Below are 17,471 nucleotides of genomic sequence, written 5' to 3' on the forward strand. Positions count from 1 at the left end.
GGCCGGATATAAGAATGCAGCCCGCCAATACGGCCAACACACAAAGCGCTTGCAACTTGGGAGGCGTCCATATAAGAAGCAAATGGAAGCACGGCGAGTGAGGCAAGGATGGAACGGCGAAGCATGATGGCTCCACTGTAGGCAAGGCGGCCAACATTTGGAAATTAAATGTTAGGATGAATTTCATCCATTTTTCAAATGATGCCTCTGCTCGACCCCCGCCTGCTGCGCGCTTTTGCGGCCATCGCCGATGCCGGCAGCTTCACCCTGGCGGCGGACCGCCTGAGCATGACGCAGTCCACCATCAGCCAGCAGCTCGCCCGCCTGGAAGAAGCCGTCGGGCAGGTGCTGATCGATCGCGCGGCGCGGCCGATCCAGCCCACGGCGGCCGGCGAGCGCCTGCTCGGCTACACGCGCCGCATCCTGGCGCTGCAGGAAGAGGCGGCATCGGCGCTGCGCGACCCCGCGGGCACGGTGTCCTTGCGCATCGGGGTGCCCGAAGACCTGGTCAGCGCGCCGATGGCCCAGGCCTTTGCGGACTTTGCGCGGCGCCACCGCGAGATCCACCTGGACGTGACGGCCGGCCTGAGCCGCGATCTGATCCGGCGCTACCGGGCCGGTGAACTGGACATCGCCATCGCCAAGGAACAGAGCGCCAGCCCCGATCACCGCGCGAGCTTTCCCGAGGCCATGGCCTGGTTCGAAAGCGCCGAGGCCCCGCCGGCCTGGCCCAACCCCCTGCCGCTGGTGGCTTTTCCGCCCGGCGGCCTCTACCGCGAGGCCATGTTCGAGCGCGTGGAACAGGAGCGGCTGGGCTGGTACATCGCCTTCACGGGCAACAGCCTGCACAATGTGCTGGTGGCGGTGGAGGCCGGGCTGGGCCTGTCGCTCCTGCCCCGGAATGCGGTGGCCGGCTACCGCGTGCGGCGCCACGCGCCGTTCCAGGGCGAACCGCCGATCGCGGTCTCCATCTATGCCGGGGAAGGCACGGGCCCCCTGGCCGAACTGGTGGCGCAGATGGCGGCCGTGCTGGCCGCCCGAAGCGGGCAGCAGCCCGCCTGAGCCAGGCCTGCGGTCAGCCCTGCGGCGCGCTGTGCGCTTGTAGGTCCGCCCGCTTCACGGTCAGCCCTGCGGCGCGCTGTGCGCTTGTAGGTCCGCCCGCTTCGCGGTCAGCCCTGCAAGGCCGCCCACATGTCCTTGTCGCGCTCGGCCGTCCAGATGCGGGGGTTCTTGATGCCCTTGGCTTCGTCGTAGGCGCGGCTCACGTCGAACGGCAGGCAGTGTTCGTAGATGAACACGTGGCCGAACACCGGGTCCATGCTCTTGCGGGTGTGGGCCATGGCGGCCTTGAGGTCCATGCCGGCGGCGGCGGCTTCCTTGCCGGCCTGGAACAGCGTGGTCACCCAGCGCTTGGTGTAGTCCAGCGCCTTGTCCACATCGGCGCGGCCCTTCATGGCTTCGCCACGGCCGGGCACGATGGCCTCGGCCTTGAGTGCGCGCAGGGCTTCGAGCGTGGCGGGCCATTCTTCCAGCTGCGCGTCGCCGGTGTACACGCCGGCTTCGTACTCCACCAGGTCGCCGCTGAACAGCACCTTTTCTTCTTCCACCCAGGCGATGGTGTCACCTCGCGTGTGGCCCTGGCCCGGGTGCCAGATCTCGACCTTCACGCCACCCAGGTCCACGGTCAGCGAGCCCTGGCGGCCCGGCTGGCCATCGCCCACCACCAGCGTCGGCCAGGTCAGGCCGGGCACGCTCTCGGAGCCCCGGAACAGGCGCGGAAAACGCTCCATCTCGCTCTGCATGTCCTCGGCGCCGCGCTCCACGATGAGTTCGTAGGTGCCGCGGCTGGCGATCACCTCGGTCGCGCCCTCGGCCACGTAGGCGCTCGCACCCAGCACGCGCACCGCGTGGTAGTGGGTCAGCAGCACGTACTTGATGGGCTTGTCGGAGACGGTGCGGATCTGCCTGATCAGGTCCTGCGCCATGGCCGGCGTGGCCGTGGCGTCGCTCACCATGATGAACTTCTCGCCAATGATCACGCCCGAGTTCGGGTCGCCTTCGGCGGTGTAGGCCCAGCAATGTTTGCTGAGCTGTTCGAAAGTGGTTTTCTTGTCGTCCAGGTCGGCCTGGGAGGCGAAGGCTTTGCTCATGGGGGTCTCCTGTGGGGAAGCACAAATTTTACCTAAACGAAATCAATTACGCATACGTAAATCATGATGCCCCCGTGGGGCCACCGGACAAACCGCGTTCCAGCATCTGCACCACCTCCTCGGCGAAGGCGCTGTAGCTCATGGGGCCGCCTGGGCGCAGCCAGGTGAACGTCCAGTTGATCATGCCGAACAGCATCATGGTCAACGCGGTCTGGTTGGCCGGTGTCACGCGCTCGGGGTAGGCGCGGATGATGAAACGGGTGAACGCCGCCACCACATCGCGCTGGCGGTTGACGATCAGCATGCGCTGCACGGGGCCGAGGAACTTGGTGTCGGACACCAGGGCGATGTGGCGCGTGGCCGAGGTCTCGTACTCGGCCAGGAAGGCCCGCACCAGCTCGCTCAGAGCGTCGCGCTCGCTCAGGTTCTTGCGCTGCGCGCGCGCCTCGGCCTCGCCGATGAGGGCGAGCAGGCGCTGGGTGTAGCGGTCGAGCAGGTCGAACAGGATCGCTTCCTTGCTCTCGTAGTAGTGGTAGAGCCGCGCCTTGCTGGTGCCGCAGGCGGCGGCGACCTCGTTCATGCTTGTGGCGGGAAAACTCTGCGCGGCGAAGCAGCGCGCCGCGACGTTCTGGATTTCGTCGCGCTTGAGCTCGTGGGATGCGGATTTGGGTCGGGCCATCGGCGCATTCTGCCGGATGGCGCCCTAAGATCCGGCCATGGTCAAACCCGTCGATCCCTTCGCCCGACACGCCTGCGAACTGCTCTCGGGCGTGGGGCCGTGCGTGCCCAAGCGCATGTTCGGCGGCTGGGGCATTTCCACCGACGGCATGAACATCGCGATCATTGCGTGGGACACGCTGTTCCTCAAGACCAACGCCGAGACCGAGCCGCGCTGGCTGGCCGCCGGCGGCCGCCCCTTCGTGTACGAATTCAAGGGCAAGTCCGGGCGGCTGCACTACCACACGCCCCCGGACGAGGCGCTGGAGTCACCCGCGCTCATGCTGCCCTGGGCACGGCTCGCGCTGGAGGCGGCGGTGGCCGCGCGCAAGCCGAAACGCAAGCCCCGCTGACGGCCGCAGCGCAGGGCCGCCCCAAGCAAGGCCAGCCCCCTCGGAGGGCAGCGACCCGCGCAGCGACAGAGCGTGGGCGCGCGAGGCCTCAGGGCGGGTTGGATTCGTAGGGCGTGAGCACCCGGCCCCGGCCGGCAACGAGGTACTCGCTGTAGCCGAACAGGCCGCGCATCAGCCGGGCGAACGCCCAGCCTGCCTGCCCCAGGGCCACGGCGAGCTCGCGCGACGGCGCCACCACCTCGCGGCCGAAGCGGTCGGGCTGGTCCACGGCCTGGGGCTCGGCGCACCAGTCGAAACGCACCGGGCCGGCGCTGGCCGGCTGCCAGGGCTCCATCACCAGGCGCGCGCCCGCCGGCACCACCAGGCTTTCGCCCGCGGCCAGCATCACGTCACCCGATTCGTTGCCCGCGCCCTGGTGCGGCACACCCAGCGTCACCCACGCTCGGCCCTGCGTGATGTGCAGGCGGCTCGGCACCTGCGGGCGCAGGGTCATCGCGCGGCGCGCGTCGAGGCGCCAGCCACGCAGGGCAGCGGGGCAGGCAACGCGGTCGGACACAACGGCAATGGGGGCGAAACGGGTGTTCATGGAAGGCTCCTTAACAAGGGACGATGGCTCATCCTGGGAATGAATGTTCGGGCCGAACGCCCTCTGCGTCCAATGAATACGCAGTAAGCTATTGATTCGCTAACCGCATCAATGCCCGGAGCCCCCATGCAGCTCACCAGCAGCCACCCCCGCACCCGCCCCATTGCCGCCGGGCACCTGCGCGCCTTCGAAGCCGTGGCCCGCCACCTCAACTTCCGCGCTGCCGCCGAAGAACTCTCGCTCACGCAAAGCGCGGTCAGCCGGCAGATCCAGGCGCTCGAAGACGAGGTCGGCACCGCCCTCTTCCTGCGCCACACGCGCGCGGTCGAACTCACCAGCGCGGGCTCGCAACTGCTGCGCGCCTCCAGCATGGCGCTGGAGCGCATCGACGCGGCCGTGCGGCAGATCCGCCAGAGCGCAGGCCGCAAGGGCGTGGCCATCACCACCTGGGCCTCGTTCGCCTCCATGTGGCTGATTCCGCGCCTCGAAGCCTTCCAGCGCGACCACCCCGACATCGACATCCGCATCGACGCCACCGACAACGCTGTGGACCTTGCCACCTCCGACGTGGACCTCGCCCTGCGCTACGCCGTGCCACAGGCCATGCCCGCCGACGCGCAGCGCCTCTTCGGCGAACAGCTCACGCCCGTGGCCAGCCCCTGGCTGCTCAAGACCCAGCCCATCCACAGCATTGAAGACCTCTCGCGCTGCGCCCTCATCGAGGCCGGTGACGCGCACCGCACGCGCCACCTCGAATGGCTCACCTGGCAACGCTGGCTCGACACCTTCGGCAACAAGCCCGCCACCCCGGCCGGCAAACGCGGTGGCCGCGCCACGCCGGCCAAGCTCTCGCCGCAGCGCTGGATGTACTTCAACTACGCCAACCAGATCGTGCAGGCCGCACTCACCGGCCAGGGCGTGGCGCTCGCGCGCCTGCCGCTGGTGGCCGAAAGCCTGGCCAGCGGCGCGCTGGTCGAGCCCCTGCCCCACACCCGGCTGGACTCGCCGCTCGTGTACTGGCTGCTGGTCGCGCCGCGCAGCGCGCAGCGGCCCGAGGTCAAGGCCTTTTGCGAATGGCTGCTCAAGCAGGCCGCCGAAACGCGCGAAGCCATCGGCGACGTGCCCGATCCCGACACAGTGGACCAGATGGACTGAGGCGCGGTGGTGCCTGCGCGATCGCGCGCGCTCAGGCACACTCCGGCGCTTTCCCATCCAAAGTCTTCATGTCGTCCTCTCAGCACCTCGCCGCCGGCAACCTGCGCAGCATCACCTTCATGCTCGTGGCCGTGGGCTTCTTCGCGTTCATGGACGCGGTGCTCAAGACCCTCTCCGCCACCTACCCGGTGCTGCAGATCGCCGCGCTGCGTGGCCTCACGGCCCTGCCGCTGGTGCTGCTTTACATCTCGTGGCGCGGTGGCTGGCACACCTTGCTCAAGGTCCGCTGGCCGCTGCACCTGCTGCGGGGCGTGCTCGGCATCACCATGCTCGCGCTGTTCACCCTGGGCGTGCGCGAGCTGCCGCTGTCGGCCGCGTACACGCTGTTCTTCATCTCGCCGCTGCTCATCACCGCCCTCTCGGTGCCCGTGCTCAAGGAGCGCGTGCCCAAGGCGCACTGGTGGGCGATTGCCATCGGTTTCGTGGGCGTGCTCATCGCGCTGCGCCCCAGCGGCGGCGACCTGCAGGCCGGCTTCGTCAGCCTCGGCGGCCTCGCCACGCTGGGCGCGGCCCTGTGCTACGCGATCTCGGCCGTGGTCGGGCGCCTGGCCACCCGCACCGACAGCAGCGAGAGCATGGTGTTCTGGATGATGGTGTTCATGGCCCTCGGCGCGGGCGCGCTCTCCTGGGCCGAGTGGGTGCCGATCCGGCGCAGCGACGCGCTGTTGCTGGTGGCCCTGGCCGTCACCGGCTTCTGCGGCCAGCTCGCCATCACCGAGGCTTTCCGCCACGGCCAGGCCTCGGCCGTGGCCCCGTTCGAGTACAGCGCGCTGGCCTGGGGCCTGGGGCTGGACTGGCTGATCTGGCACACCCTGCCCAGCGCCCACACCTGGGTGGGCGCGGCCATCATCGTGGGCAGCGGGCTCTACCTCGTGCGGCGCGAGAAGCGCATCACCGAGGTGCACGCGAGCGCGGACCATCCGTAGCGGCGCCGGGCAACCGGCATCGAAGACCGGTTTCGCCCAAAGCCGCCTAGACGCCCAATGGTTCCAGCTGCGCCCGCACGAGCATCCTCTGCTCCGGGGGAAGTTGGTCGGCAACGTTCAGAACGGCCTCGCGCGCCAGCACCTTGGCTTCGCTGTCCAAGCCATACAGGCCATTGGCCGCCTCAATCAACACCCCTTCCCGGCCTTCAGTCATCGACTCGACCACCACCAGGAGCGCGTTGAGCACCTGCAGCATCGATGAGCCGTCCGGCAGCACCGAGAGACGGCCAGCCAGGGCGACCAGTGGCTGCGCGCGCTGAGCATCGGGCAATGCCTTCGCCCCATCAAGAACGGCGTCGAACCCGTTCTTCCTGACGTCTTCGGGAAGGTTTGCGCATTGGGTCGCCAACGCAACCAGCACCGCGCCTTGCTCGTCAGCGGGAATGACCTGGTTCATTTGCAGGATCCGATCGAACGACGCCTTTCTTTCTTCATTGGGAATGCACGCCAGTTCCTTGGCCAAGCAGACCTGGCATTCGCTGCGCCGAGCCAGCGGCGCCTCATTCGCGATGTTCAACAGCGCGTTGAACCGGTTTTCCACCGACTCTTCGGTGAGCGAGATCAATGACCCGGCCAGTTCCTCGAAAACAGGCCATCCCTCATCGAACGGCATGTCTTTGGCCAGATTCAGGATGGCATCGAATCGACCGTGCCGGTCGTCTTGCCACAACTCCCAGAAGCGCCCCGCGAGGGCAGTCAGCGGCTTCGATCGGAAGCCATCCGGCATGGCCTCGACAAAGGACAGCATCTGGTCAAACACCTTCGTTCTGTCCTCGATGTCAAAGAGACGGATCAGCTTCTCCGACAAGGCCATCAAGGGGGTCCCCTGCATGTACCCATCGAGTTTTTCGATGCTTGCCAGGAACGACTGAAACGCCGGCATGACGCCATCTTGTGACCGCGTCACCGAGAAGTGGCTTTTGATCGCCTGGGCCAGCAGCCGGTCTTCGGTGGCCTTCCTGAGTTTTCGGTTGACCGCACCTGCGACCCGCACGTCCGCCTCGGCCAGATAGCCCGTGATGTGCCGAACCAAGTCGCGTTGCAACGTGTTCAGCGGCGAGGCGCACTGGCGGATGGTCTCTTTCAAGTCGGCGTGAATGTCCTTGGACCACGCGCCATTCGGGTCCGAGAGGCTCAACTCATCGCGCAGAGCTTGCAGTGCGGCCCTCGCCTCACAGCGCCTTTCAAAGGTCAGGGCACTGAATCCGTGGTTCATGGCGGTCAACACCGATCGGCAATCCGCCAGACCCAGGAAGGGGCCTTCGAGCGGAAAGAACGTGCCCAGCGTTTCCTGCATCAGGAGGGCCAGGTCTTCATGGGAGCGAAGGCGACCCTGAGAGCCGACGATGTCGCCTTCATTCGACGCGGCACAGCGGCCGGTGTTCGACGCAATGTGGAAAGAATTCATGTTCAAACAGTCTTTGATACCCAGCACGGCGCTGGAAGACCTGAGTGACCCACCCTTTTCCCCAAGTTCGCCGTGCGACCGACACGGCGGTGCCGCTCAGCGCTCAGGCCACATCACGCCCGTGTCGCTCAGGATCGCGTCCAGCGGCACATCGTGGATCTCGGGCTTGAGGTAGGGCAGCCAGCCGAAGTCGTAGCCCAGGCCCACGGTGAACGGCTTGGGATTCAGGCTGGCGAGCGTGCGGTCGTAGAAACCGCCGCCATAGCCCAGGCGGAAACCGCCGGGCCCGTAGCCCACGCAGGGCACGAAAATCAGCGTGGGCACGACGATCTCGGTGTCCTTCGGCTTGGGAATGCCGTAGGCGTCTTCTTCCATCGGGCAACCCGGGTACCAGGTGTAGAAGGTCAGCGTCTTGTCCACCTTGTTCACCACCGGCAGGCCGATGCGCCGGTGCTGCTGCTGCCCTTGCGCGTCCTCCTCCAGGCCGGCCTCCTGCCAGCGGAACAGCGCGGGCAGCGGATCGAACTCGCCCTTGATCGGCCAATACGCGCCGATGACGGTGTCGGGCCGGTGGATCAGCCACACGCGCATGACCCGCTGCAGCAGGTCGTTGCGCCAGGCGCGGTCGGCCAGGGACTGTCGTTTTTCAATCAGCGATTTGCGCCATTCGACCTTCAGCGCAGCCGCCGATCCGTCGCCCGGCGAAGCGTGGGGTTTGTGGGGACTCTGACCGTCTTTGTTGTCCATAATCGACACATGAATCTGGTTGATGAGAAACAGGGCAGCGCGCGGCGAATCGGTCGACGCCTGCAAGGGCTGGGACTGCGGCTCATTATGGCGGTGCTCGTGACACCGGGCCTTGCGCTGGCACAAGCCACCAGCGGCGGCGGCGATGCCGCGCTGCTGGAGATGCGCTCGGCCTATTCGCGCGGCAACAGCTTCCAGCTCGCCAACCTGCTGCCCACCGTGCGCGGCCACGCGTTGGAGCCGCTGGCGAACTACTGGAGCATCCGCTCGCGGCTGGACATCGCCACGCCGGTGGACATCCGCGCCGCGCTCGACCGCATGGCGGGCACCTACTGGGAAGACCGCCTGCGCAACGACTGGCTGCTGCAGTTGGGCAAGGCACGCGACTGGGCCAACTTCGACGCCGAGCTGCCACGCTTTCGCATGAACGACGACCGCCAGGTGCGCTGCTACGCACTCATGCGCGACGTGATGACCGGCCGCGCGACCGGCGAGGCCGTGGCGCCCGTGGTGCAGGCCAACTGGCACGCGCAGCGCGAGGCCGAAGACGGTTGCGCGACCGCCGCCAAGTTCCTGCTCGACGCCGGGCAGCTCAAACCCCAGGTGGTGTGGCAGCGCGCCCGGCTGGCCATGGACGCCAACCGCGCGCGCGTGGCCACCCAGGCCGTGGCCATGCTGGACCCGGACCTGAGCGCCACGGTCGACAGCATCGCAAGCGACCCCGCGAAATACCTGGACGAAAAACTCACCGCGATCCGGCCCCGCACCAAGGAACTGGTGACGCTGGCCATCATCCGCCTCGCCGCCAACGACCCCACCGCCGCCGCGCTGGAGATGGACCGCACGCGCTGGAAGGCCCAGCTCACCAAGGAAGAGCGCAGCTGGACCTGGGGCGTGATCGGCAAGCGCTCGGCGCAGAAGCTGCAGGCCGAGGCGCTGGGCTACTTCGCCAACGGCGAAGACCGCCACATGCACGACGAGCACCTGGCCTGGAAGGCGCGCGCGGGCATGCGCGCGGGCTCCTGGAGCGCCGTGCACGATGCCGTGGCCGCCATGAGCGAGGCCCAGCAGAGCGACCCGGCCTGGGTGTACTGGGAAGCGCGCGCGGTGCAGGCGCTCAAGCTGCCCGACCCGGTGGCCGCCTCGGCCAAGGCGCGCGAGCTGTTCGAGAGCATCGCCTCCACCCGCGACTTCTACGAACAGCTGGCGATGGAAGAACTCGGCCGGCCCATCACCGTGCCGGCCGCGCCCGCACCGCTCACCGCCGAGGAAGTCGCCGCCGCGCAGAACAACCCCGGCCTGCGCCGCGCGCTGATCGCCATCCGCCTGGGCCTGCGCAGCGAAGGCGTGCGCGAGTGGAACTACACCGTGGGCCTGCACACCCCCGGCGGCATGGGCGAGCGCGAGCTGCTGGCCGCCTCGGCCCTGGCCTGCCAGCATGAGCTCTGGGACCGCTGCATCAACACCAGCCTGCGCACGCCCGAATCGATGGACCACGCGCAGCGCTTCCCCACGCCGCACCGCGCCCAGGTGGTCAGCCGCGCCACCGAGATCGGCCTGGACCCGGCCTACGTGTACGGCCTGATCCGGCAGGAAAGCCGCTTCGTCACCGACGCCCGCTCGGGCGTGGGCGCTTCCGGTCTCATGCAGGTGATGCCGGCCACCGCGCGCTGGACCGCCAACAAGATCGGCCTGACCAACTTCAAACCCGCCCAGATCACCGAGCGCGACACCAACATCCAGATCGGCACCGCCTACCTGAAGTTCGCGCTCGACGACTTCCAGGGCTCGCTGCCACTGGCCGCCGCCGCGTACAACGCCGGGCCCGGCCGCTCGCGCCAGTGGCGCAACGGGCCGGTGCTGCCGGGCGAGGTCTGGACCGAGAACATCCCGTTCGAGGAAACGCGCGACTACGTCAAGCGCGTGCTGGCCAACACCACCAACTACGCCGCGCAAATCACCGGCCAGCCGCAGTCGCTGCGCGCGCGGCTGGGCACCGTGGGCCCGCGCCCGGTGAACGCCCCCACCGTCAACCCCGACCTGCCCTGACGCCCATGAAGAACGTTCTTGTCCTCGGTGGCACCGGCTTCATCGGCCGCCACGTCTGCGAAAAACTGCACCGCCAGGGCTGGCGCATCACCGTGCCCACCCGCCGCGCCCTGAACGCCGCGCATGTGCAGCACCTGCCTCGGGTGACGGTGCTCGAAGCCGACGTGCACGACCCCGGGCAACTGCTCAGCCTGCTGGACGGGCACGACGCGCTCGTCAACCTCGTGGCCATCCTGCACGGCAGCGAAGACGACTTCGAGCGCGTGCACGTGGAACTGCCACTCTCGCTGGCCGAGGCCTGCGCGGCCGACGGCATCCGCCGCGTGGTGCACGTGAGCGCGCTGGGCGCGAGCCTGGACGGCCCGTCACGCTACCAGCGCAGCAAGGCGCGCGGCGAAGAGGTGCTGCGCGGCGCGGGCCTGGACCTCACCATCCTGCGGCCCAGCGTGGTCTTTGGCGAGGGCGACCGCTTTCTCAACCTGTTCGCGCGCCTGCAGGCCGTGCTGCCCGTCGTGCCGCTGGCCGGCGCGAACGCGCGCTTTCAGCCCGTGTGGGTGGAAGACGTGGCCCAGGCGGTGGTGACCTGCCTGCGCGACCGCGACCTGCCCATGAGCAGCGCGGGCCAGACGTTCGAATGCGTCGGGCCCGAGGTATTCACCCTGGCCGAGCTCGTGCGCGTCGCCGGGCGCCATGGCAGCCGGCAGCGCCCCGTGCTGCCGCTGCCCGCACCACTGGCGCGGCTGCAGGCCATGGTGATGGAGGCCATGCCCGGCGACCCGGTGATGAGCCGCGACAACCTCGATTCGATGACGGTGGACAACGTGGCCTCGCGGCAATGGCCCGACCTTTCGGCACTGGGCATCCGGCCCGCCAGCGTGCACAGCGTGGCCCCGACCTACCTCGGCGACCGCGGCGGGCGCAGCCAGCTGTTGGATTACCGGCACGGCGCCGGCCGCTGAGCCGAAACTTCGGGCTTTTTTGGGGGCGGGGGTATTTTTTTGGCACACTTCGCGTGTGGCAGAAATGAATACCTTTAACCGACAGGAGCCCCAATGGCCGCACCCGTTCTCAAAAAGCCCAACCGCCGCCTCGCCCCCATCCCCACCCCCACCGAGGAAGACTCGACCTACCGCCCCGAGCATCAGCGCGATGTGGTCAACCGGCTCAAGCGCATCGAAGGCCAGGTGCGCGGCCTGATCGAGATGGTTGAGAATGGCCGGGGCTGCGAGGATGTGGCCCAGCAGATGTGTGCCGCGCGCAAGGCGATGGACAAAGCCTTCTACCGGATGATGGCCTGCTCGGTCATGGAAGCGGTGTCGGAATCGGACTCCGAAATCAACACCTTCCTGCAGGTGGAGCGCTCGACGCGCATTCTTGAAAAATACGCCTAAAGCATTCACCTCAGAACACCTTCCGTGAACCCGCTCGGGCCTCATAGGCCGCGAATCAATCGCCTGGCGTTTTGGCATCAATGCGTGGCCGGCGACCCTCTACCATGGGCGGTTCTTTCAGGAGATCCTTTCCATGGCACTGCAGCTCTACGTCGGCAACAAGAACTACTCGTCCTGGTCCATGCGCCCCTGGGTGCTGATGAAGCAGGCGGGCATTGCGTTCGAAGAGAAGATGATCCGCTTCGACTCGTTCGACGTGAATTCGGTCTTCAAGAAGGAGTTGCGCGCGGTCAGCCCGGTCGCCAAGGTGCCGGTGCTGGTGGACGACGGCTTTGCCATCTGGGACACGCTGGCGATCGCCGAGTACCTTGCCGAGCGTTTCCCCGAGAAGCAGCTCTGGCCGCAGGACGTGCGCGCCCGGGCACGGGCGCGCAGCGTCTGCGCCGAGATGCACAGCGGTTTTGGCGCGCTGCGCAACCACTGCCCCATGAACATCGAGGCCTCGCTGCCCGAGATCGGCCGCCTGATCTGGCGCGACAAGCCGGACGTGCGCGCCGACGTGGCCCGCCTGTGCGGCCTGTGGAGCGAGCTGCTGGCGGCCCAGCCGGCCGGGGCCCTGCTGTTTGGCGCGTTCAGCATCGCCGATGCGTACTTCGCACCGGTGTGCATGCGCATCGCCACCTACGAGCTGCCCGTGCCGGCCGACCTCGCCGCCTACGTGGCCCGCGTGCGCGCGCTGCCCGGGGTGAAGGCCTGGGTGGACGAGGCGCTGGCCGAGCACGACTTCATCGATTTCGACGAGCCGTACCGGCTGGGCCGCTGAGCGGATGATGAACGCCGTCACCCTCGCCGCCCTGGAAGCCTTCCCGGGCCAGCTGGAGGCGCACTTTGCCGCGTTCCCCAGCGGGTTCACGCAATGGGCGCCGCCGTCCTGGGCCGGCGTGCCCAGCGAACCGCTGACCGCGCTCGAGCAGGTCTGCCATGTGCGCGACATCGAAATCGATGGCTACCAGGTGCGCTTCCACCGCACGCTGAACGAAAGCCATCCGACGCTGGTGTCCATCGACACCGACGCCCTGGTCATCGAACGCGGCTACGGCACGTCCGACGCGGCGCAGGCCCTGCTCGACTTCCGCGCCGCGCGGGCCCGCACGGTGGCCCTGCTGGCCGGGCTGGCGCCCGATCGGTTCGAGCGCACCGCGGTGTTCGAGGGCTATGGGCCCGTGACCCTGCGCGGCCTGGTGCACTACCTCTGCAGCCACGACCAGCAGCACCTGGCCGGCCTGCAGTGGTTGCTGGGCCAGATCGAGGCTTCGCGCGTGCCCGCGAACGGCTGAGCCGTTCACCGCGGTCCCGCCCCGCGAGCGCGATCGCTCAGAAGTGCACGACAGTGCGGATCGACTTGCCTTCGTGCATCAGGTCGAAGGCTTCGTTGATCTCGCTGAGCTGGCGGGTGTGGGTGACGAAGGGCTCCAGCTGCAGATGGCCTGCCATCGCGTCGCGCACCATGCCGGGCAGTTCGGTGCGGCCTTTGACGCCGCCAAAGGCCGTGCCCAGCCACTTGCGGCCGGTGACCAGCTGGAACGGGCGTGTGGAAATTTCCTGGCCCGCACCGGCCACGCCGATGACCACGGACTGGCCCCAGCCGCGGTGCGCGCACTCCAAGGCCGCGCGCATCACGTGGACGTTGCCGATGCACTCGAAGGAATGGTCCACGCCCCAGCCGGTCATTTCCACGATGACCTGCTGGATGGGTTTGTCGAAGTCCTTGGGGTTGACGACATCCGTCGCGCCGAAGGTCCTGGCCAGGTCGAACTTCGAGGGGTTGGTGTCGACCGCGATGATGCGGCCGGCCTTGGCCAGCTTGGCGCCCTGGACCACGGCCAGACCGATGCCGCCCAGCCCGAACACGGCCACCGAGTCGCCTTCCTGCACCTTGGCCGTGTTCTTGACGGCCCCCAGGCCGGTGGTCACGCCACAGCCCAGCAGGCAGACCTGCTCGGGGTTGGCCTGCGCGTCGATCCTGGCCAGGGACACCTCGGCCACCACGGTGTACTCGCTGAAGGTGGAGCACCCCATGTAGTGGTGGATGGGCTGGCCGTTGTAGGAGAAGCGCGTCGTTCCATCGGGCATCACGCCCTTGCCCTGGGTGGCGCGCACGGCCACGCACAGGTTGGTCTTGCCGGATCGGCAGAACAGGCATTCACCGCATTCGGCCGTGTACAGCGGGATCACGTGGTCGCCCGGCTTGACGCTGGTGACGCCTTCGCCGACCTCGACCACGATGCCTGCGCCTTCATGGCCCAGGACCACGGGGAAGAGACCTTCCGGGTCGTCGCCGGACAGCGTGAAGGCGTCGGTGTGGCACACGCCCGTGTGCGTGATGCGGACCAGCACCTCGCCCTGGCGCGGCGGGGCCACGTCGATTTCAACGATCTGAAGCGGTTCTCCGGCCTTGAAGGCCACGGCAGCGCGCGATTTCATCTTTGGGGGGGTCCTTATAGTTGGCTTCGTCTTTCGAAGAGGGCCCCGCACGATATCGGCGACGGCGCCTGAGCGCTACCCGTTGCCGGGCGCTTCGAGCCGGGTTGGCCGGCGCATCGGTCAAGTTGGCCGGATCGGAACGGGCCATTCGTGAAACGACAACACAGGCACAACGAAACCACTGAAACATGGAAGTCCCTATGCACTCTTCACCCGTCCGGGTCGACCTGGTCGTGTACCCAGGGTTCAAGGCGCTGGAGGCCATCGGCACCATGAGCGTGCTGGAGTACGCCAACATCCATCTGGCGCAAAGTGGCCGACCGCCCGGCTACAGCGTGAGGATCGCCTCCACCCGGGTTGGCACGATCGCCTCCGACCTGCAGATGTCGCTGGAAGCCACGAAGGCCGTGGACGCGACCGACCTCCCGGACATCGCGGTCATCGTGGGCGCGCGCGCCATCGAGCAGGCCCTGGCGTCGAACCAGCCTCTGGTGGAATGGGCCCGCGACAACGCCTCCCGGGTGAACCGCCTGGTGGGCCTGTGCTCGGGCAGCTTCTTCCTCGCGGAGGCCGGGCTGCTGGACGGCCTGCGCGCCACCACCCACTGGAGCGCGGCGGGCCTGCTGCAGCGAAAGTTCAGGGATGTGAAGGTGGAGCCCGACGCGATCTACATCCGCGCCGGTCATCTCTGGACGTCGGCGGGCGTGACCGCCTGCATCGATCTGGCGCTGGCCCTGGTGGAAGAGGATTTCGGCCGCTCCCTGGCCCTGGCGGTGGCCCGGGATCTGGTCGTCTACCTGCGGCGCCCAGGCGGGCAGTCCCAGTACAGCATGCACCTGGCCAGCCAGAACACCACGCACCCGGGCATCCGCGAGGTGCAGGACTGGATTCTCTCCAACGTCGCGTCGCCGATGCCGCAGAGCGATCTGGCCCGGCGGGCGGCCATGAGCGAGCGGAATTTTCGCCGCGTGTTCGTGAAGGAAGTGGGCGTCGCGCCGAACCAGTACATCGACGCGGCCAGGCTCGACAAGGCCTGCGTGCTCCTGCAGGACGGGGATCTGCCCTTGAAGTCGATCGCCGGGCGCGTCGGCTATGCCTCCGAGCAGTCGCTGCGCAAGCTGTTCCTGAAGCAACTGGGCGTCACGGCCGAGGAGTACCGGGTGCGCTTCAGCAGCGCGCGCCGGCATTCGGATTGAGCACCCAGGCGCGGCCGGCCAGCCCCTGCGCCTAAACTTGCCTCCATGAAAACCTATCTCGTGGGCGGTGCGGTGCGCGACGCGCTGATGGCGCGCGCTTCGGACGCGCCCGCCGCCGTCTCGCACGCGGACCGCGACTGGGTGGTGGTGGGCGCCACGCCCGAAGCCATGGCGGCCGAGGGCTTCCTGCCGGTGGGGCGCGACTTTCCGGTCTTTCTTCACCCGAAGACCAAAGAGGAATACGCGCTGGCGCGCACCGAGCGCAAGACCGCGCCGGGCTACCACGGCTTCGCTTTCCACACCGAGGCCGGCGTCACGCTGGAAGACGATCTCGCGCGGCGCGACCTCACCATCAACGCCATGGCGGTGGCCGCCGAGCACGCGGACGACCCGGCGCGCGCGCCCTTGATCGACCCGCACCAAGGCCAGCGCGACCTGCGCGAACGCGTGCTGCGCCACGTGACCGGGGCCTTCGCGGAAGACCCGGTGCGCATCCTGCGGCTGGCCCGCTTCGCCGCGCGCTTTCCCGATTTTTCGGTGGCGCCTGAGACCCTGGCGCTGATGCGCGAGATGGTGGCGAACGGCGAAGTCGACCACCTGGTGGCCGAGCGCGTGTGGCAGGAGCTGGCGCGTGGCCTCATGGAGCAACGCCCCAGCCGCATGCTGGAGGTGCTGCGCGACTGCGGTGCCCTGCAGCGGCTGTTGCCCGAGGTGGACCGGCTCTGGGGCGTGCCGCAGCGCGCCGAATACCACCCCGAGGTGGACACCGGCGTGCACCTGATGATGGTGCTGGACATGAGCGCGCGCCTGGCCGCGCCGCTGACGGTGCGCTTCGCTTGCCTGTGCCACGACCTGGGCAAGGGCACGACGCCGGCCGACGTGCTGCCGCGCCACATCGGCCATGAGGAGCGCAGCGCGCGCCTGCTCAAGGGCGTGTGCGAGCGGCTGCGCGTGCCCACCGATTGCCGCGAACTCGCCGACGTGGTGGCGCGCGAGCACGGCAACATCCACCGCAGCGGCGATTTCAGCGCGGGCGCGGTGGAGCGCCTGCTGGAGCGCTGCGACGCGCTGCGCAAGCCGGCGCGTTTCCATGAAGTGCTGCTGGCCTGCGAATGCGACGCGCGCGGCCGCCTCGGCCTGGAAGAAGAACCTTACCCACCGCGCGAGCGGCTGGCGCTGGCGCTGTCGGCCTCGCGCTCGGTGGACACGGCCGTGGTCGCGGCCCAGGCCCAGGCCGATGGGCTGAGCGGCCAGCGCGTGGGCGAGCGCATCCACCGCGCGCGCGTCACCGCCGTTTCGCAGGCGCTGGGGTCTTCGGCGCCCGAAGCCCCGGGCGATTGAGCCCATCCGCGCGCCGTCAACCGGGGCCGGAGTCTCTCACCCACGAGGTGGGTTAAAACGATTTTTCACGACATGGGACCGCTCACCCTGTTACGGTAGGGGCCAATGAGCACACTGCCCCAACTGCTGAGCGACCGCTCCGCGCTGTTTCTGGACTTCGACGGCACGCTCGCCGATCTGGCCGGCAGGCCCGATGCGGTGGAGATTCCTCCGGCACTGGTGACCTTGCTGAATGGCCTGCACCAGCGGCTGGATGGCGCGCTGGCGCTGGTGACGGGGCGCGCCCGCGAAGACCTGGAGCCCATGCTGGCCTCGCCCTGGCCGTGGCCGGCGGCGTTCGAACACGGCGCGGTGCGCCTGTCGCCCCACGGGGGGGCGGCCACCACGCGCCCAAGCGGACTGGCGCGCGCGATCGCCGCGGCCGAACAGCTGGTGGCGCGCCACGCGGGGCTGCTGCTGGAGCGCAAGCAGACCTCGATGGCCCTGCACTACCGGCAGGCGCCCATGCTGGAAGCGCTGTGCATGAGCACGCTGACGCAGGCCATCACCGACGAACCCGGCCTGCAGTTGCTGCACGGCAAGGCCGTGGTGGAGGTGAAATCCGCCCGGGTGAGCAAGGGCGCCGCCATCGAGGCCTTCATGCAGGAAGCGCCCTTCGCGGGCCGCGTGCCGGTGTTCGCGGGCGACGATGTGACCGACGAGGCCGGCTTCGACGTGGTGCAGCGCCTGGGCGGCGAGGGCATCAAGGTGGGCGAAGGCCAGAGCCTGGCCCGCCACCGTTGCCCCAGCCCCGAGGCCCTGCGCGCCTGGCTGGCCGATGCCCTGTCCCTCTCCAGCCCACGCCCATG

The 17,471-nt window shown here is 68.5% G+C and carries 18 protein-coding genes; 12 read left to right on the forward strand and 6 right to left on the reverse strand.

Going from position 1 to position 17,471, the window contains the following annotated elements; translation table 11 throughout:
- Positions 1–198: 198 nt before the first annotated feature.
- On the forward strand, positions 199–1,062 hold the full coding sequence (locus tag AC3WPZ_RS25205; RefSeq protein ID WP_492436128.1) for a LysR family transcriptional regulator: 864 nt from the start codon (positions 199–201) through the stop codon (positions 1,060–1,062).
- Positions 1,063–1,169: 107 nt separating this feature from the next.
- Here AC3WPZ_RS25205 and AC3WPZ_RS25210 read toward each other — a convergent pair whose 3' ends face one another.
- Together AC3WPZ_RS25210 and AC3WPZ_RS25215 are read right to left on the reverse strand one after the other, a co-directional pair.
- A complete protein-coding gene (locus tag AC3WPZ_RS25210; RefSeq protein WP_444688898.1) occupies positions 1,170–2,150 on the reverse strand; it encodes an MBL fold metallo-hydrolase in 981 nt (326 codons plus the stop codon).
- Between the two features lie 61 nt (positions 2,151–2,211).
- Positions 2,212–2,829 (reverse strand): TetR/AcrR family transcriptional regulator, encoded by a 618-nt coding sequence (locus AC3WPZ_RS25215; protein ID WP_382323068.1) that lies wholly within the window; start codon positions 2,827–2,829, stop codon positions 2,212–2,214.
- A gap of 37 nt (positions 2,830–2,866) precedes the next feature.
- Between AC3WPZ_RS25215 and AC3WPZ_RS25220 the strand changes: the two genes are divergently transcribed.
- On the forward strand, positions 2,867–3,220 hold the full coding sequence (locus tag AC3WPZ_RS25220) for a TfoX/Sxy family protein (protein WP_382323067.1): 354 nt from the start codon (positions 2,867–2,869) through the stop codon (positions 3,218–3,220).
- An 88-nt stretch (positions 3,221–3,308) separates the two neighbouring features.
- Here the strand turns inward: AC3WPZ_RS25220 and AC3WPZ_RS25225 are convergent, their stop codons facing one another.
- On the reverse strand, positions 3,309–3,806 hold the full coding sequence (locus tag AC3WPZ_RS25225) for a DUF2917 domain-containing protein (RefSeq protein WP_382162253.1): 498 nt from the start codon (positions 3,804–3,806) through the stop codon (positions 3,309–3,311).
- A 126-nt stretch (positions 3,807–3,932) separates the two neighbouring features.
- Between AC3WPZ_RS25225 and AC3WPZ_RS25230 the strand changes: the two genes are divergently transcribed.
- Positions 3,933–4,961 (forward strand): LysR substrate-binding domain-containing protein, encoded by a 1,029-nt coding sequence (locus tag AC3WPZ_RS25230; protein WP_492436123.1) that lies wholly within the window; start codon positions 3,933–3,935, stop codon positions 4,959–4,961.
- Positions 4,962–5,029: 68 nt separating this feature from the next.
- On the forward strand, positions 5,030–5,947 hold the full coding sequence (locus AC3WPZ_RS25235; RefSeq protein ID WP_492436121.1) for a DMT family transporter: 918 nt from the start codon (positions 5,030–5,032) through the stop codon (positions 5,945–5,947).
- A 46-nt stretch (positions 5,948–5,993) separates the two neighbouring features.
- Here the strand turns inward: AC3WPZ_RS25235 and AC3WPZ_RS25240 are convergent, their stop codons facing one another.
- Together AC3WPZ_RS25240 and AC3WPZ_RS25245 are read right to left on the reverse strand one after the other, a co-directional pair.
- A complete protein-coding gene (locus tag AC3WPZ_RS25240; protein WP_492442139.1) occupies positions 5,994–7,415 on the reverse strand; it encodes a hypothetical protein in 1,422 nt (473 codons plus the stop codon).
- 96 nt (positions 7,416–7,511) lie between these two features.
- Positions 7,512–8,162: a 5-formyltetrahydrofolate cyclo-ligase gene (locus tag AC3WPZ_RS25245; RefSeq protein ID WP_382323065.1), complete on the reverse strand. Its 651-nt coding sequence runs from the start codon at positions 8,160–8,162 to the stop codon at positions 7,512–7,514.
- 87 nt (positions 8,163–8,249) lie between these two features.
- Between AC3WPZ_RS25245 and AC3WPZ_RS25250 the strand changes: the two genes are divergently transcribed.
- From AC3WPZ_RS25250 to AC3WPZ_RS25270, 5 genes are all read left to right on the forward strand, one after another.
- Positions 8,250–10,211 carry a lytic transglycosylase domain-containing protein gene (locus tag AC3WPZ_RS25250; protein WP_492442147.1) on the forward strand — a complete coding sequence of 654 codons (1,962 nt, stop codon included), beginning with the start codon at positions 8,250–8,252 and terminating at the stop codon, positions 10,209–10,211.
- Between the two features lie 5 nt (positions 10,212–10,216).
- On the forward strand, positions 10,217–11,170 hold the full coding sequence (locus tag AC3WPZ_RS25255; RefSeq protein WP_444688903.1) for a complex I NDUFA9 subunit family protein: 954 nt from the start codon (positions 10,217–10,219) through the stop codon (positions 11,168–11,170).
- A gap of 93 nt (positions 11,171–11,263) precedes the next feature.
- Positions 11,264–11,602 (forward strand): metal-sensitive transcriptional regulator, encoded by a 339-nt coding sequence (locus tag AC3WPZ_RS25260; protein ID WP_382162267.1) that lies wholly within the window; start codon positions 11,264–11,266, stop codon positions 11,600–11,602.
- Between the two features lie 133 nt (positions 11,603–11,735).
- Complete coding sequence (locus AC3WPZ_RS25265) at positions 11,736–12,425, forward strand: glutathione S-transferase family protein (protein ID WP_291121718.1); 690 nt, start codon at positions 11,736–11,738, stop codon at positions 12,423–12,425.
- Positions 12,426–12,432: 7 nt separating this feature from the next.
- Entirely contained in the window at positions 12,433–12,939 is a 507-nt protein-coding gene (locus AC3WPZ_RS25270) for a DinB family protein (RefSeq protein ID WP_382323063.1), read from the forward strand.
- A gap of 37 nt (positions 12,940–12,976) precedes the next feature.
- Here AC3WPZ_RS25270 and AC3WPZ_RS25275 read toward each other — a convergent pair whose 3' ends face one another.
- Positions 12,977–14,086, reverse strand: coding sequence for an S-(hydroxymethyl)glutathione dehydrogenase/class III alcohol dehydrogenase (locus AC3WPZ_RS25275; RefSeq protein WP_492442142.1), 1,110 nt, complete (start codon positions 14,084–14,086; stop codon positions 12,977–12,979).
- A gap of 200 nt (positions 14,087–14,286) precedes the next feature.
- On the opposite strand from AC3WPZ_RS25275, the gene AC3WPZ_RS25280 reads away from it, so the two are divergent.
- The 3 genes from AC3WPZ_RS25280 to otsB form a co-directional block, all read left to right on the forward strand.
- Positions 14,287–15,282, forward strand: coding sequence for a GlxA family transcriptional regulator (locus AC3WPZ_RS25280; protein WP_382323061.1), 996 nt, complete (start codon positions 14,287–14,289; stop codon positions 15,280–15,282).
- A gap of 45 nt (positions 15,283–15,327) precedes the next feature.
- Complete coding sequence (locus AC3WPZ_RS25285; protein ID WP_382323060.1) at positions 15,328–16,623, forward strand: multifunctional CCA addition/repair protein; 1,296 nt, start codon at positions 15,328–15,330, stop codon at positions 16,621–16,623.
- Positions 16,624–16,728: 105 nt separating this feature from the next.
- Positions 16,729–17,471, forward strand: a 743-nt coding sequence (gene otsB / locus AC3WPZ_RS25290; RefSeq protein ID WP_492442145.1) for a trehalose-phosphatase, incomplete at its 3' end; no start/stop codon positions are given.

It is taken from the genome of Hydrogenophaga sp. FW305-3-2-15-A-LB1 (assembly GCF_058787875.1).